Source organism: Paenibacillus sp. FSL M7-1455, assembly GCF_038004655.1.
In the GTDB taxonomy this organism is placed as follows: domain Bacteria; phylum Bacillota; class Bacilli; order Paenibacillales; family Paenibacillaceae; genus Paenibacillus_AQ; species Paenibacillus_AQ cookii.
This window is the reverse complement of the sequence record NZ_JBBORO010000001.1, coordinates 3,824,378-3,838,206: the sequence shown is the minus strand read 5'-3', so window position 1 is coordinate 3,838,206 and position 13,829 is coordinate 3,824,378. Positions and strand designations below refer to the sequence as shown.

General features: G+C 55.0%; 16 protein-coding genes and 1 riboswitch. Of the genes, 15 read left to right on the top strand and 1 reads right to left on the bottom strand.

Annotated features, from left to right (window positions below; genetic code table 11):
* Nucleotides 1–87: 87 nt before the first annotated feature.
* Entirely contained in the window at nt 88–525 is a 438-nt protein-coding gene (locus NYE48_RS17660; RefSeq protein WP_036714541.1) for a peptidylprolyl isomerase, read from the top strand.
* A 67-nt stretch (nt 526–592) separates the two neighbouring features.
* Here NYE48_RS17660 and NYE48_RS17655 read toward each other — a convergent pair whose 3' ends face one another.
* A complete protein-coding gene (locus tag NYE48_RS17655) occupies nt 593–772 on the bottom strand; it encodes a hypothetical protein (RefSeq protein WP_212946873.1) in 180 nt (59 codons plus the stop codon).
* A gap of 7 nt (nt 773–779) precedes the next feature.
* Nucleotides 780–963: riboswitch (FMN riboswitch) on the top strand.
* Between the two features lie 356 nt (nt 964–1,319).
* On the opposite strand from NYE48_RS17655, the gene ribD reads away from it, so the two are divergent.
* The 14 genes from ribD (at nt 1,320) to resA (ending at nt 13,829) form a co-directional block, all read left to right on the top strand.
* Nucleotides 1,320–2,450 carry a bifunctional diaminohydroxyphosphoribosylaminopyrimidine deaminase/5-amino-6-(5-phosphoribosylamino)uracil reductase RibD gene (ribD, locus tag NYE48_RS17650; RefSeq protein WP_212946871.1) on the top strand — a complete coding sequence of 377 codons (1,131 nt, stop codon included), beginning with the start codon at nt 1,320–1,322 and terminating at the stop codon, nt 2,448–2,450.
* 16 nt (nt 2,451–2,466) lie between these two features.
* Nucleotides 2,467–3,126 (top strand): riboflavin synthase, encoded by a 660-nt coding sequence (ribE, locus tag NYE48_RS17645; protein WP_340999593.1) that lies wholly within the window; start codon nt 2,467–2,469, stop codon nt 3,124–3,126.
* A gap of 48 nt (nt 3,127–3,174) precedes the next feature.
* A complete protein-coding gene (locus NYE48_RS17640) occupies nt 3,175–4,380 on the top strand; it encodes a bifunctional 3,4-dihydroxy-2-butanone-4-phosphate synthase/GTP cyclohydrolase II (protein WP_340999592.1) in 1,206 nt (401 codons plus the stop codon).
* 76 nt (nt 4,381–4,456) lie between these two features.
* Entirely contained in the window at nt 4,457–4,924 is a 468-nt protein-coding gene (gene ribH, locus NYE48_RS17635) for a 6,7-dimethyl-8-ribityllumazine synthase (protein WP_036714547.1), read from the top strand.
* Between the two features lie 407 nt (nt 4,925–5,331).
* The gene (locus NYE48_RS17630; RefSeq protein ID WP_036714549.1) at nt 5,332–6,126 is read left to right on the top strand and encodes a segregation and condensation protein A; all 795 of its coding nucleotides are present in this window, start codon (nt 5,332–5,334) and stop codon (nt 6,124–6,126) included.
* A complete protein-coding gene (gene scpB, locus NYE48_RS17625; protein ID WP_036714552.1) occupies nt 6,095–6,694 on the top strand; it encodes an SMC-Scp complex subunit ScpB in 600 nt (199 codons plus the stop codon). Before NYE48_RS17630 ends, scpB begins: the two co-directional genes overlap by 32 nt.
* A gap of 256 nt (nt 6,695–6,950) precedes the next feature.
* Complete coding sequence (locus NYE48_RS17620) at nt 6,951–8,132, top strand: glycoside hydrolase family 16 protein (RefSeq protein ID WP_340999591.1); 1,182 nt, start codon at nt 6,951–6,953, stop codon at nt 8,130–8,132.
* A 166-nt stretch (nt 8,133–8,298) separates the two neighbouring features.
* Complete coding sequence (locus NYE48_RS17615; protein ID WP_036714556.1) at nt 8,299–9,009, top strand: DUF2953 domain-containing protein; 711 nt, start codon at nt 8,299–8,301, stop codon at nt 9,007–9,009.
* 100 nt (nt 9,010–9,109) lie between these two features.
* Nucleotides 9,110–9,577 (top strand): GerW family sporulation protein, encoded by a 468-nt coding sequence (gene ytfJ / locus NYE48_RS17610; protein WP_212946866.1) that lies wholly within the window; start codon nt 9,110–9,112, stop codon nt 9,575–9,577.
* A gap of 138 nt (nt 9,578–9,715) precedes the next feature.
* Nucleotides 9,716–10,897, top strand: a complete 1,182-nt coding sequence (locus NYE48_RS17605; protein WP_081992363.1) for a D-alanyl-D-alanine carboxypeptidase family protein — start codon at nt 9,716–9,718, stop codon at nt 10,895–10,897.
* 34 nt (nt 10,898–10,931) lie between these two features.
* On the top strand, nt 10,932–11,576 hold the full coding sequence (locus tag NYE48_RS17600) for a nucleoside recognition domain-containing protein (RefSeq protein WP_340999590.1): 645 nt from the start codon (nt 10,932–10,934) through the stop codon (nt 11,574–11,576).
* 6 nt (nt 11,577–11,582) lie between these two features.
* A complete protein-coding gene (locus NYE48_RS17595; protein ID WP_036709927.1) occupies nt 11,583–12,116 on the top strand; it encodes a spore maturation protein in 534 nt (177 codons plus the stop codon).
* Between the two features lie 315 nt (nt 12,117–12,431).
* Nucleotides 12,432–13,172: a pseudouridine synthase gene (locus NYE48_RS17590; protein ID WP_340999589.1), complete on the top strand. Its 741-nt coding sequence runs from the start codon at nt 12,432–12,434 to the stop codon at nt 13,170–13,172.
* Nucleotides 13,173–13,301: 129 nt separating this feature from the next.
* Nucleotides 13,302–13,829, top strand: a complete 528-nt coding sequence (gene resA / locus NYE48_RS17585; protein ID WP_036709939.1) for a thiol-disulfide oxidoreductase ResA — start codon at nt 13,302–13,304, stop codon at nt 13,827–13,829.

Here is a 13,829-nt window from a genome sequence, read left to right as displayed (position 1 = left end):
ACGGCGGACATGCTTGTACCGGTGTTTGTCCATTGGCGAATGAAGCAGCATCCAATAAACGAAAATATCCGGAGGAAGTGAATACCGATGAAAAAAGGTACGATTGAACTTGAAAAAGGCGGAGTAGTTGAAATAGAATTTTTGCCGCAAGAAGCGCCGAACACGGTGGCAAACTTTGAAAAGCTGGCGAATTCCGGCTTTTATAACGGCCTGACGTTCCACCGCGTGATTCCTGGTTTCGTGGCGCAAGGCGGCTGCCCGATCGGAAACGGCACCGGCGGCCCGGGTTACACCATCGATTGCGAAACCGCAACGAACACGACGAAGCACGAGAGAGGCGTGTTGTCCATGGCGCATGCCGGACGCAACACGGGCGGCAGCCAATTTTTTATCGTGTACGAGCCGCAGCATCACCTGGACGGCGTGCATACCGTTTTCGGCAAAGTGACGAAAGGCATGGAGCTTGTCGACGCGATCAGACCGGGCGACAAAATGAAAGAAGTCAAAGTTTGGGACGAACAATAAGAAGGGCATCGCCTCTTCGGAACGTTTTGGCTTGACCGTCAGCGAACGGCACAGCCGGCGCCGGTACTTACCGGCGTCGGCTTTTTTTCGTTTGATGAAGTCCGAAAGCCTTTCGTTGCAGGCGTTTGCGAGCCATAGGACCGGCTTCGCGGGGCAAAGGTTGCAATTTGGCCGAAGTGGTGGTAACATTTCTTTTAGAAAGCGGCTTGATCTTTTTCAGCAGGCTTTCCAACAATTTCATACGCATGATTGGTTTATTCCTTCGGGGCAGGGTGAAATTCCCTACCGGCGGTGATGATGCATTTCGTTTATGGCGTACGGCCATGAAACTGGTGCATCTTAGTCCGTGACCCGGCCGCGTGGCCTTTAGCGCCCGCGTACGGTGGACCCGGTGCAAATCCGGGACCGACAGTATAGTCTGGATGGGAGAAGGAGCGAAAGCGCATGGTACATATGCTTATGCGTTTGCACCAATAAAGCTGCGGCATAGACGTGTCTTTTTTACGTGTTTTCAGGACGTTCGTTCTTGGAATATCGGAAAACGGGTTTTTTGATGACTCCGGATTCGATCTTCAAGGAGGTCCCGTTTTCGCGTCGCGTCTCGGATGAAGCAAGTGACTCAGGCTCGCTTTGTTTTGCCGTTCCCGGTTGCGGGTACGCCTATGATGATGATTGGGCGAAGCTTTATTCGCGTGTCTTTAGCTTACTCTCGACAAGCCCCCGGATGGTATCCGGAGGGCTTTTTTGTTGCCTGGTTGATCAGGCAAAAGAACGGAAAGGAGGGGACTTGCGCGATGGAACTCCCCGTGAACGACGAATTTTACATGTCCCTGGCGCTGGATATGGCCGAACGCGCGCAGGGGCAGACGGGAATCAATCCGGTCGTGGGCTGCGTGATCGTCAAAGGCGGCGCGCTTGTCGGACTCGGGACGCATCTGCAGCGAGGAACCGCGCATGCGGAAGTGCATGCCGTCCGAATGGCCGGCGATCAGGCCGAAGGCAGCACGGTGTACGTCACGCTGGAGCCCTGCAGCCATCACGGCAAAACCCCGCCATGCAGCGACCTGTTGATCAAAGCCAAGGTGAAGCGGGTCGTCGTCGCTTGCGAAGATCCGAATCCCGTCGTCGCGGGCTCCGGGATCGAACGGCTCCGCCGTCACGGAATCGAAGTCGATGTCGGCGTGCTGCGGGAACGGGCGCTTCGCCTGAACGAAAAGTTCGCGAAGTATATCACGACAAAGCTGCCTTACGTGACGATCAAGACGGCAAGCACGTTGGACGGGAAAATCGCCGCCGACACGGGCGACAGCAAGTGGATATCAAACGCGGAAGCCCGGCTTCAGGCGCATGCCCTTCGCCATCGGCATCAGGCGATCATGGTCGGGATCGGAACGGTTCTGGCCGACGATCCCAGCCTGACGACGCGGCATGAACGCGCGGAAGGCTTGCAGCCGGTACGGATCGTCGTCGACTCCGGGCTTCGCATGCCGGCCGAAGCCAAAATGTTCAAGGATGGCACCTCGCCCATCGTCGTGTTGACGACGGAGCAGGCGCCGGCAGAACGGCGCAGGATGCTGGAGGAACTCGGGGCGGAGGTCGTCGCCTGCGGCGCGGGGCCTCGCGTGGATCTGAGAACCGCTTTGGAGGAGCTTGGCCGCCGGGAAATCGGCTCCATCCTGGTCGAAGGCGGCGGGACGCTGAACGGGGAGCTGCTGCAGGCGCGCCTGGCGGACCGAATCGTAATGTATATCGCTCCGAAAATCGTCGGCGGCAAGCATGCCCCGCATAATTTCGATTTTGAAGGCATCCGCCGCATGGCCGATGCGATTACGTTAAATGAACTTCAGGTCGAGCAGGTCGGGGACAACATTCTCGTTTCGGGAAAACCGGCGTGGCCCGCCAGCTCGAATGGGGAAAAACAATAAGGAGGAGGGAGACGTCATGTTTACCGGTTTGGTTGAAGAAATCGGGATTTTGGATGGCATTGCAAGGCAAGGGGAGGCCATGGTTTTAACGATCAAGGCTTCCGCCATCATGGACGACATCCGGATCGGCGACAGCATCGCGGTGAACGGAGTCTGCCTGACCGCCACGAAAATCGGCGGCGGCGTTTTTTCCGTCGACGTCACGCCCCAGACGTACCGCCATTCCAATCTGGGGCTGCTGAAGCCGGGAAGCCGCATCAATCTCGAGCGGGCGATGAAAGCAGGCGGACGATTCGGCGGCCATCTGGTTCAGGGGCATGCCGACATGACCGGTACGGTCCGGCGACTGTCCAAGGAGCAGAACGCGGTGCTGATCGAGATCGTACCGGATAAACCGGACTTGTCCAAATTCATCATCCCGCAAGGTTCCGTCACGGTGGATGGAGTCAGTCTGACGATTGCCGACACCGACGGTGAAAGCTTCGCCGTGTCGGTCATACCGCACACGCTTCAGGAAACCGGATTATCCGGCCTGAAGCCGGGCAGCGTCGTCAATATCGAATGCGACATTATCGGCAAATACGTGCATGCGCTGTTAGGGCCGGCGGCGTCCGGCAAAGGCGCGGAGCGGTCCGGCATAACGCTGGATATGCTGGCGTCCAACGGTTTTGCGTAACGCGCAGGGCTGCCGACAACGCAACTACAAAAGGGGGTAACGAACATCATGGAACCAATTCATTTTGACCCGATTGAAGACGCGATTCAGGATCTCCGGTCCGGCAAGGTGATCATCGTCGTGGATGACGAGGACCGGGAAAACGAGGGGGATTTTGTGGCTCTTGCGGAAAAAGCGACGCCGGAGGTGATCAATTTCATGGTTACCGAAGGCCGCGGGCTTGTCTGCGTCCCTCTGGCAAGGGAACGGGCGGAGGCGCTCGAGCTGATGCCGATGACGTCCCAGAACACGGATCACCACGGCACGGCCTTTACGGTGTCGGTGGACCATAGAAATACGACGACGGGGATTTCGGCGCAGGAACGGTCGCTGACGGCCAAGGCGCTGATCGACCCGGCGGCGGCTCCGGCGGATTTTCGGCGTCCGGGACATATGTTTCCTTTGATCGCCAAAGACGGCGGCGTCCTGCGGCGCGCAGGACATACGGAAGCTGCGGTGGACCTGGCCGTATTGAGCGGTTCGGCACCGGCCGGCGTCATCTGCGAAATCATGAAAGAAGACGGCACGATGGCAAGACTGCCGGATCTGCAGGGGATCGCAAAAAAACATGGGCTGAGGCTCATTTCCATCCAGGACTTGATCAAATACCGAAATGAGCGGGAGAAGCTGGTGCACCGGGCGGCCGAGGTGCGGATGCCGACGGAATTCGGCGAATTCAAGGCTGTTGCCTACACCAACGACGTGGACGACAAGGAACATCTCGCACTCGTGAAGGGAACGATTTCGGGCGACGAGCCGGTGCTCGTCCGGGTCCACTCCGAATGTTTGACCGGCGACGTCTTCCATTCGCTGCGCTGCGACTGCGGCCCGCAGTTCGCCGCCGCGCTGCGCCAGATCGAGCAGGAGGGTACCGGCGTTCTGCTGTACATGAGACAGGAGGGCCGGGGCATCGGTTTGATCAACAAGCTGAAGGCTTACGAATTGCAGGAGCAGGGACTGGATACGGTGGATGCGAACCTGCAGCTCGGATTTCCGGCAGACCTGCGCGATTACGGGATCGGCGCGCAAATTTTGAAAGATTTGGGCGTATCGAAAATCCGTCTGTTGACCAACAATCCGCGGAAAATCAAAGGCCTTGAAGGCCATGGCCTCGAGGTGGTGGAGCGGGTGCCGATCCAGATGGAGGCCGGGAAGGACAACAGCCGTTATCTGCAAACGAAACGGGCAAAGCTTGGCCATATGCTGAATCTGTAAACACTCGTCGGGCGCATGGCCCAAGTCAAGGCATGAGAATAAACAAATACACTCCAGAACGAAAGGTTGATGAAACATGACGCATATTTTTGAAGGAAATTTGGTATCGAGCGGACTGAAATACGGAATCGTGGTAGGCAGATTCAACGAATTTATTACAAGCAAGCTGCTTAGCGGGGCCTTGGACGGACTCAAGCGGCACGGGGCTTTGGACGAAGAAGTGGATGTCGCCTGGGTGCCAGGAGCTTTCGAAATTCCGCTGATCGCCAGCAAAATGGCCGAAAGCGGCAAATATGACGCCGTCATCACGCTGGGCACGGTCATTCGCGGGGCAACTTCCCATTATGACGTCGTGTGCAACGAGGTCGCCAAGGGCGTAGCGGCAACGAGCCTGAAAACCGGCGTTCCGGTCATCTTCGGCGTTTTGACGACGGACAGCATCGAACAGGCCGTGGAACGCGCAGGCACCAAAGCCGGCAACAAAGGTTACGAGGCGGCGGTATCGGCGATCGAGATGGCGAACCTGACGAAGCAGTTCAAATAAAATGAAGGCCGGTTAACGGCAGCATAGGGCATCCTTCGGCATTGAAGGGTGCCTTTTTTGCGCGGAAGCGATGCTTTTGCTGTAATTGCCGAATGAAGCCGAACCCGGATACCATTCCCGCCTGAATTGCGGCGATGCCGGGCGAAATGCGGTACCGGACGGCGTGGGCTTGTGTTCGCCGGACTGCCGATTTTGATGGTTCCCGTTATCGTGATTGCACGTCATCTATCAACGGCAAATCACGGGCCGGTTGACGGCGGGAGCCCTAAAGGGCTGATGCGGCGGGGACGGGCCGGCTTGACGAATGCGGCGATATCGTGCTTATTTAAATGTAGCGCCTTTACACGGGGCACTGCATTTTTTTAATATATAATATAGAAGCTCATTTTATGGACGGAGGATAAGCCGTGAACACAGTATTATATAAACTGGAGACATTTGAGGGTCCGCTCGATTTGCTCCTTCACCTGATAGACAAAGCGGAAATCAATATCCAGGATATCCCCGTCAGCGAGATTACCGATCAATACATGGAATATTTGCACACCATGCAGGAGCTGGAGCTCGATATTACGAGCGAATTTCTCGTCATGGCCGCAACGCTGTTGTCCATTAAAAGCAAGCTGCTCCTGCCGAAACCGCCGGTGTTCGAAATGGATGAATTCGATTTTTACGAGGAGGAAGACGTCGATCCGCGCGCGGAGCTGGTGCAGAAGCTGATCGAATACCGAAAATACAAAGGCATCGCCAAACATTTGCAGGAACGGGAATGGGAGCGCAGCCTGATTTATGCCAAAGAACCCGAAGATTTGACGCCCTGGGTGCCGCAGGTGAACGAAAACCCGGTGCGGGGGCTGCATGCCGCGGACCTGGTCGCCGCCTTTCAGAAGGCGCTCCGCAAAGCGGTGCGTCGGACAAGCTACACCCGGATCCAACGCGACGAAATCTCGGTTAAGGACCGGATCCGGCAGGTCGTGGACGTTCTTTCGGAGTCGGGCCCTGGGGGGAAAGTGCTGTTTTCCCGGCTATTGCACGAAGACATGGTAAGGCATGAGATCGTCGTGACTTTTTTGGCAATTTTGGAGCTGATGAAAATGAAGCAAATCCTGTGCTACCAGGAAAAGCTGTTCGATGATATCGTAATGGAATGGAGAGGAGGGGAGCAGCTTCATGGACTTTCCGAAATTGAAATCGATTATTGAGGGGCTGCTGTTTCTCGCGGGGGATGAAGGACTCACGGTCAAACAGATCGCCGAAATCGTGGATCACAGGCCGGAACTGGTCGAAGACGCGTTAAAAGAATTGAAGGAGGATTTCGAGCGGCAGCAGCGCGGCATCCAGGTGATGCAAATCGCCGGCAGCTACCAGCTGGCGACGCTTGCGGACCATGCCTCCTATTACGAAAAACTCGCCTATTCGCCTTCCCGTTCGTCGCTGTCCCAGGCAGCGCTGGAAACGCTGGCGATCGTCGCTTACCGTCAGCCGATCACGCGCGTGGAAATCGAAGAGATCCGCGGGGTCAAATCGGAGCGTGCCATTCAAACCTTGGTAAACAAGGATTTGATCGAGGAAACGGGGCGAGCCGAGGCGATCGGCAGACCGATTTTATACGGGACGACGAAATCGTTTCTGGATTATTTCGGTCTTCCCAGCCTTCAGGATTTGCCGGAGCCGCAGCTGTTCGAAAGCACGGAAAACCTGGAAGAGGAGACGCAGCTGCTGTTCGAAAAGCTGGACGGAAGGCAGCTGACGATCGATGACGTGGATTAAAAAATAGATAGACTCGGGAACGCTTGACGAAACCGCCGGAAAGAAATCTTTCCGGCGGTTTTTATTTTCCTTATGCCCAAACAAGTCAATAAAACGAAAATCAAGTAAGAAAATTGACATTTCGCTTAAGGGTCATCCATATTACAATGAAAGCGCATACTGCGCATAATTGAAAAAATACATTCGCGAAGCGGCTGTCTTGAGCCAGCCGGTATACCTAACGATTTGAAGAACGATTTATAAGGAGGAAATTGGAATGAATAGCAATCCGCACGCGCCCGGCTTCCCGGCAAACCCGCCGCAAAAGGAAGGATGGCAGCTGGTTTTCCAGGAAGAATTCGAAGGAACGGCATTCGATGAAAGAAAGTTTTTGCCTTACGGGTTGGCGCATTGGTACGGGCCTGGAGAAAATGAGGCAGCTTACGAGCTCAGGGATTCCTGTCTCGTGCTGCAGCTGCCGGACGCCCAAAAAAGGATTTCAGCCGTGGCCACCGGCATGCGGGACGGGCTTCACCGTTTCTGGGAGCAACTGGAGCTGCGCAGGCACGTAAGGCCTGCCATGAATCTGGTGACGAAATACGGTTATTTCGAGCTGCGGGCCAAAGTCGCGAAAGGCAGCGGAATCAATTCGGCCTGGTGGATGATCGGCTTCGAAAACCAGCTGCAACAAAACGCCGAAGTGGACATTTTCGAAGTGCTCGGCAAAGATACGCATGTCATGAACTCGACCTTGCACGCGCTGCGCGATCCTAAATTAAAATACGAGCATCAGCCTTACCGTGCCGAAACCGATTTGTCCGGCGGGTTCCACGTTTACGGCTTCGAATGGGATGAAAACGGCATGGCTTTTTATTTGGATAACCAAAAAATATGGCAGACGAACCAATCTCCGGACTACCCGATGGTCACGCTGCTCCAGATCAACGAATCCGACGGTGGATGGGTCGGCGAACTCGATCCTGCAGTGCCTTATCCGAAGGAATTCGCCGTCGATTATTTCCGCGTTTACAAAAGGGAAGGGATGCCGTTGGAGCTATTCCCGGCGGAAACGGCGCAGGAAGGCGAAAATCTGGCGCGCTCGGCGGTGGCGGGGAGCGGGACGGATATCGTATGGGGAGATTTATATGAAGCGAAATCGCATATTTGCGCGCTGAACGACGGAAATCCGGATACGTGCGTCTTGAGCAAGCCGGGCATCCCTGCGCCGCACATGTATTATTTGGATTGGATGGAGCCGAAATCATTTAACACGGTACGTTTTACCCTTGCTTCCGATTGTCATTGCGAGTGGGCGGTCGAAGTGTCCGCGAACGGTTTGGACGGGTGGATTCAAGTAACGGATCAACGTTCGGCCCTGAAGGAACCTGATTCTGGAAGCGGGCATCTCGTTTACAAAGCGAATTCCCGATCGTCAAGGGGGCAAAAGCCCTGCGACTGATCGTCAAGAGCGTTGCGGAGGCGCCGCAGGGCTACCGAATCGCTGACCTGGCCGTATTCATGGCATAGGATGCACTACCCCGGAAAGCAAATGAACCGAATCTTTTCCAGACGTGTAGACAATACTATGTCCGAAGAAAAGATGCTCAGATCTGGGGGGCTCCATCGTGTGGATTGCGCTCGTTGTCATAGCCGTCATCGTCATCCTGATCATTGCCGCCGCAATGTCGAACATCACGTGTACCGTCCGGTACAAAAAGGAAGGAAGCGATGACCGCGCCGAAGTCGATATCCGGATGCTTTTCGGCATGGTCCGGTTCCATTACGAAATGCCGAAGCTGAAATTCGACAACATGAAAAAGGGCTTCCTGCTCAAACTTGAAAAACAAAACAACCTGAGCCGGAAATCGGGAGACTCCGCCCATGTGCGGCTCAATAAACGCAAAATTGAACTGTGGTCCAAGGAAGTGCACATTTTATTGGAATCGACCGCTTCCCTCAAAAAATGGCTGCGGCACACCTTTGCCCATGTCCGGGTGCATGAACTCAACTGGTCGACCCGTTTTTCGACGGGGGAAGCCGAGTGGACGGCCGTTGCCAGCGGCGTGCTTTGGAGCATCAAAACGACGCTGGTCGGATGGCTTTCCTTTCAGGTTCGCATGAAAAGCCATCCGGATTTGCACGTCATTCCCGAATTTAGCGACGAAATGTCCTTTTCGACCGAATTTTATTGCGTTTCCAGGCTTTCGTTCGGTTATGCGATGTATGCGTCGTTTATTTTGATGTCGCGGATTTTGCAGGTGGAAGGCGGGTTGAAAAGATGGTTCCGCTTGTACCGCCAAATGAAGGCCAACAACCAGAAGGTTCCAAGCGTGTAGCTTGGCTGTGCGGGTTCATGCTCCTACATACTCGAAATGATTGTGGGCAAACTAAGGATTGAAGTGACCTTATTTAGTTTCATGAAGGAGGAAGCAGAACATGTCCGATCATCCGATTCAAGGCCTTATGCAAACCGCCATGGAAAACATCAAAGGCATGGTCGACGTTAATACCATCGTAGGCGACCCCGTGCAAACGCCGGACGGCAGCGTCATCCTTCCGATCAGCCGCGTCGGCTTTGGATTCGCTGCGGGGGGCAGCGATTTTAACGGCGAGTATGCAGGCAAAGTCGGCGAGCATGGCCACGCAGACCTGAAGTCCTCGATGCCTTTCGGCGGCGGCAGCGGCGGCGGCGTCTCCATCCGTCCGATCGCGTTTCTCGTCGTCGGCAAAGAAGGGGTCAACATCGTGCCGCTGGACAACCAAACGCATATCTTCGAGAAAATCATCGACTCCGCGCCGATGATGGTGGAAAAGCTTCAAGCCATGTTCCAAACGGGGAATGCCGCGACTGCAGGCGTAAACGCCCGGCAGCAAATGGTAAACGAACCGCCGACTTTTTATTAAACCAGAGCATGATCCCCTTCGCACCCGAAGGGGATTTTTTTGAGAGCGGGTATTCGGATCAAGAAGGCTTGATGGCATACGATTTGAAAGACAAGCATATACTTGTACAAGATTTTCAAGAATCCGGAGGAATAAACGATGAGGATCAAATCGATCACCCGCTGGATCGCCGCGGCCGCGATATTTTTGGCATATTGCTTCCCCGTTGCGGCGGAAGGCGCAGCGAATAAGGTACCCGGGTTATACACCCACGCCCAGGCGGCGGCTCTGATGGACGTCACCTCCGGGCGGCTGCTCTATTCCAGCCACGGCGACGACGAATTGCGGATCGCTAGCCTGACCAAAATCATGACGGCGATCGTGGCCATCGAACACGGCGACTTCAACAAACCGGTGAAAGTCAGCAAAAACGCTTACGGAAAAGAAGGCTCCTCGATTTACCTGAAGCTGGGCGAGGAGATGACCCTCGAAAATATGCTGTACGGCCTGATGCTTCGTTCGGGGAACGACGCCGCGACGGCGATTGCCGAACATGTCGGCGGCTCGGAGGAAGGGTTCGTGCACCTGATGAACGAAAAGGCGAAAGAGCTCGGTCTGACGCATTCCCATTTTGCCAATCCCAGCGGGCTTGACGCGGACGGCCATTACTCCTCAGCCAACGACATGGCCAAACTGACGGCTTACGCGCTCCATAACCCGCTGTTCAAAAACATCGTCAAAACGCAGGTCAAAAAAGCGCCGAATCCGAACGAATCGTGGGATTACCGCTGGGACAACAAAAACAAAATGCTGCGCCTGTACGAAGGGGCCGACGGGGTCAAAACCGGGTATACGAAAAAGGCATTCCGTTGTTTGGTCAGCTCCGCCACCCGGAACGGCCAGCAGCTTGTGGCGGTAACGCTGAACGACGGGGACGACTGGAACGACCACGGCAAAATGCTGGATTACGGCTTTAAATATTTTCCGCTCTCCCAATTAATGGAGAAAGGCGAGTCCGTTCAGGGGTACGATCTTGTCGTGGCGAATACGTTCAACTATCCGTTTGCCGAAGGGGAGCAGGAACGCTTGGAAAAAAAGCTGGTGCTTCATTCGCCTGCAAAGGAAGGCAGGGCGGATTTGAGCTTCGGTTTGCGCGGGGAAATCCGAATGGTGCTTGACGGCAAGCTGATCGGGACGGTTCCGGTGTACCAGAAAGGCAGTTTGCTGCCCGAGCCGAATGCCAGAAATCCGGTCGACGACACGCTTGGGCCTTTGCGGCCCGCCACGTTGGCAGAGGCCATGGCCCGGGTGTTTCAGCAGATGTTCCTGCAGCGTGATTGAGCTTTGAAGCAAGCGGGGGAGGAGAGGATATACCATGATCAATGTCATTTGGATGGCGCTTATTTTAATCGGCTTCGTTTTTGCGGCCGTCCAGGGGAATATCGAAACGGTTACTTCGGCCGCGTTCGACGGCGCCAAAACAGGGGTCACCGTATGTTTCGGCCTGATCAGCGTGCTGGTGTTCTGGCTCGGGATGATGAGGCTGGCGGAGGATTCGGGATTGCTCCAAAAAATCGCGAAGCTGCTCAGCCCGATCGTCCGGTTTCTGTTTCCCGACGTGCCCAAAAACCATCCCGCCATGGGATACATCTTGTCCAACATGAGCGCCAACCTGCTGGGACTGGGCAACGCCGCGACGCCAATGGGGATCAAAGCGATGCAGGAGCTTCAAACGCTGAATCCCGACAAAACGGCCGCAAGCCCCGCCATGTGCACCTTGCTTGCGCTTAATACGGCCAGCATCACTTTAATACCGACTACTCTGATCGCGATTCGGATGAATTACCAGTCGGCGAATCCGACCGAAATCGTCGGACCGACGCTGGCCGCGACCATCGTGGCGACGCTCGCGGCGGTGGCGGCGGACCGGTATTACCGGCGAAAACTTTTGAAAAGGGGGCCGAAACCTCCAATCCCTTCGGGCCCGCCGCCTTCGGCCACACCGGATGCGAAAGGATGATGCCTCGTGACCGCTTTGATCAACGTCATTTCAGCATGGGCCATCCCGGCCCTGATCGCCTTCATACCGCTGTTTGCTTTCGTCAAAAAGGTGCCCGTATATGAATCCTTTGTTCTCGGCGCGAAGGACGGCTTTCAGACGGCCATTCAGATCATTCCGAACCTCGTCGGCATGATGGTGGCCATCAGCGTGTTTCGCGCGTCCGGCGCGTTGGACTTTTTTGTCGGCTGGACCGGCCCGTTTTTAAGCAGCCTGGGCGTTCCGAGCGAAATTTTGCCTTTGGGGCTGCTGCGCCCTTTGACGGGCACCGGTTCGCTGGCGTTCGCAACCGATTTGATATCGGTCTACGGCCCCGATTCGATGATCGGGAGAATGGCATCGACCATCCAAGGCAGCACGGACACGACGCTGTACGTATTGACGGTATACATGGGGGCGGTGGGCATCCGCAACGGAAGATATTCGCTGAAAGTCGGATTGTTTTCGGATGTCGTCGGGTTCATCGCTTCCATCGCCGTCTGCCTGCTTTTCTTCGGATAACCGGATCCGTTCGCGGATCAAGCCTCGACCCGTCACGCAATGAACGTTGCCTCATATACTGTATCACGCTTGACATCGTACAGGGATTGAGGTGAAATCATGGCGTTCGAAGGTTTTATGATCCATCATTCCTCCTGCGCGTCCATCAACGGATCCGGATATGACTTCTGGATCGGGGCGGACGGTTCCGTGACGCCGGCCCCCTTTTCCTTTATCCGCATACATCCGATTGCCCGGGGAAAGAATTTCCCTGGAATGAACTTGTGATTTACCCTTCTCACGGGTATCATTAGTTCTGAGGTGACCTAAAAGACAATGGAAAGATTACAGAAAATTTTAGCCCAGGCAGGCATCGCTTCCCGCCGCAAATGCGAGGAACTGATTCTGGCCGGCAAGGTGGAAGTTAACGGGGAAACCGTGACCGTGCTGGGAACCAAGGCGGACCCCGAACAAGATATCATCACGGTGGAAGGCAAGCCGATCCGAAACGAAAAGAAAGTCTACATCATGATGAACAAACCGAAAGGCGTCATCACAAGCGCGAAAGACCCGGCGGGCCGCAAAATCGTCACGGATTACATCAAGGGCATCAAAGAGCGGATTTATCCCGTGGGCCGGCTCGATTACGACACGGAAGGGCTGCTTCTGCTGACGAACGACGGCGAATTCGCGAATATGCTGACGCATCCGAAACACCACGTGCCCAAAACGTATCTCGCGACCGTCGAAGGGATTCCGCACGGGACCGACCTGGACAAGCTGCGCGCCGGCATTCAGCTCGAGGACGGTATGACATCTCCTGCGGAAGTCGAGTATAAGGATATCGACATCGAAAAAAACGAAGCGGTCATCACGATTACGATCCACGAAGGAAGAAACCGCCAGGTGCGGCGCATGTTCGATGCGATTTCCCATAAAGTGATCCGTTTGAAGCGCGTTTCCTTCGGCGATTTGCAGCTGGACAACCTGAAGCGGGGGCTTTACCGCCACCTGACGAGCAACGAGGTCGAAGCCCTGAAAAACATGGCTAAAACCGGAAAGAAAAGAAAAAAATAGCTCGGAAGGACACACAATATTCAAATCCGTCCGCCGCAAATATGACATGTTTTCGCTATAATTGTTCATAGGATGTTCAAACCTGTGAAGGGAAAACATGACGTTTGTCATAGTAAAGGAGCATTTGGCATGGGTAATTCAAAAAAGAAGCTAATGCAGATTGTTATCCTGCTGTTGATCGTGATCGTGGGCGGTTATGCGATCGTGACGCAAGTGTCGGGATCGGGAGGAAAACCTACCGAGGGCAGCAAAGCGCCCGGATTTCAGCTGCTTGGCCTGGACGGCAAAACCCATACGCTGGACGAATATAAAGGTAAGGCCATCGTTCTGAATTTCTGGGGCACCTGGTGCGAGCCTTGCGTAAAGGAAATGCCGGCTTTGCAGGCGCAGTGGGAGAAGTGGAAGGATCAAGGCGTCGTCGTCGTCGGAATCAATGCCGGAGAGGATAAAATGGCCGTCGAAAACTTCGTGAACAACGTCAACGTCGATTTTCCGGTGCTGCTGGACCCGGATAAGGATTCGATCGCCAGTTACGGCATTTCGCCTTTGCCTACTACTTTTTTTGTGTCCAAGAGCGGCAGAATCAACAAAATCCATCTCGGACAGCTGGATTTGGCCACCCTCGACAAACAAATTGAAGAGCTGGTGAAATCGTAA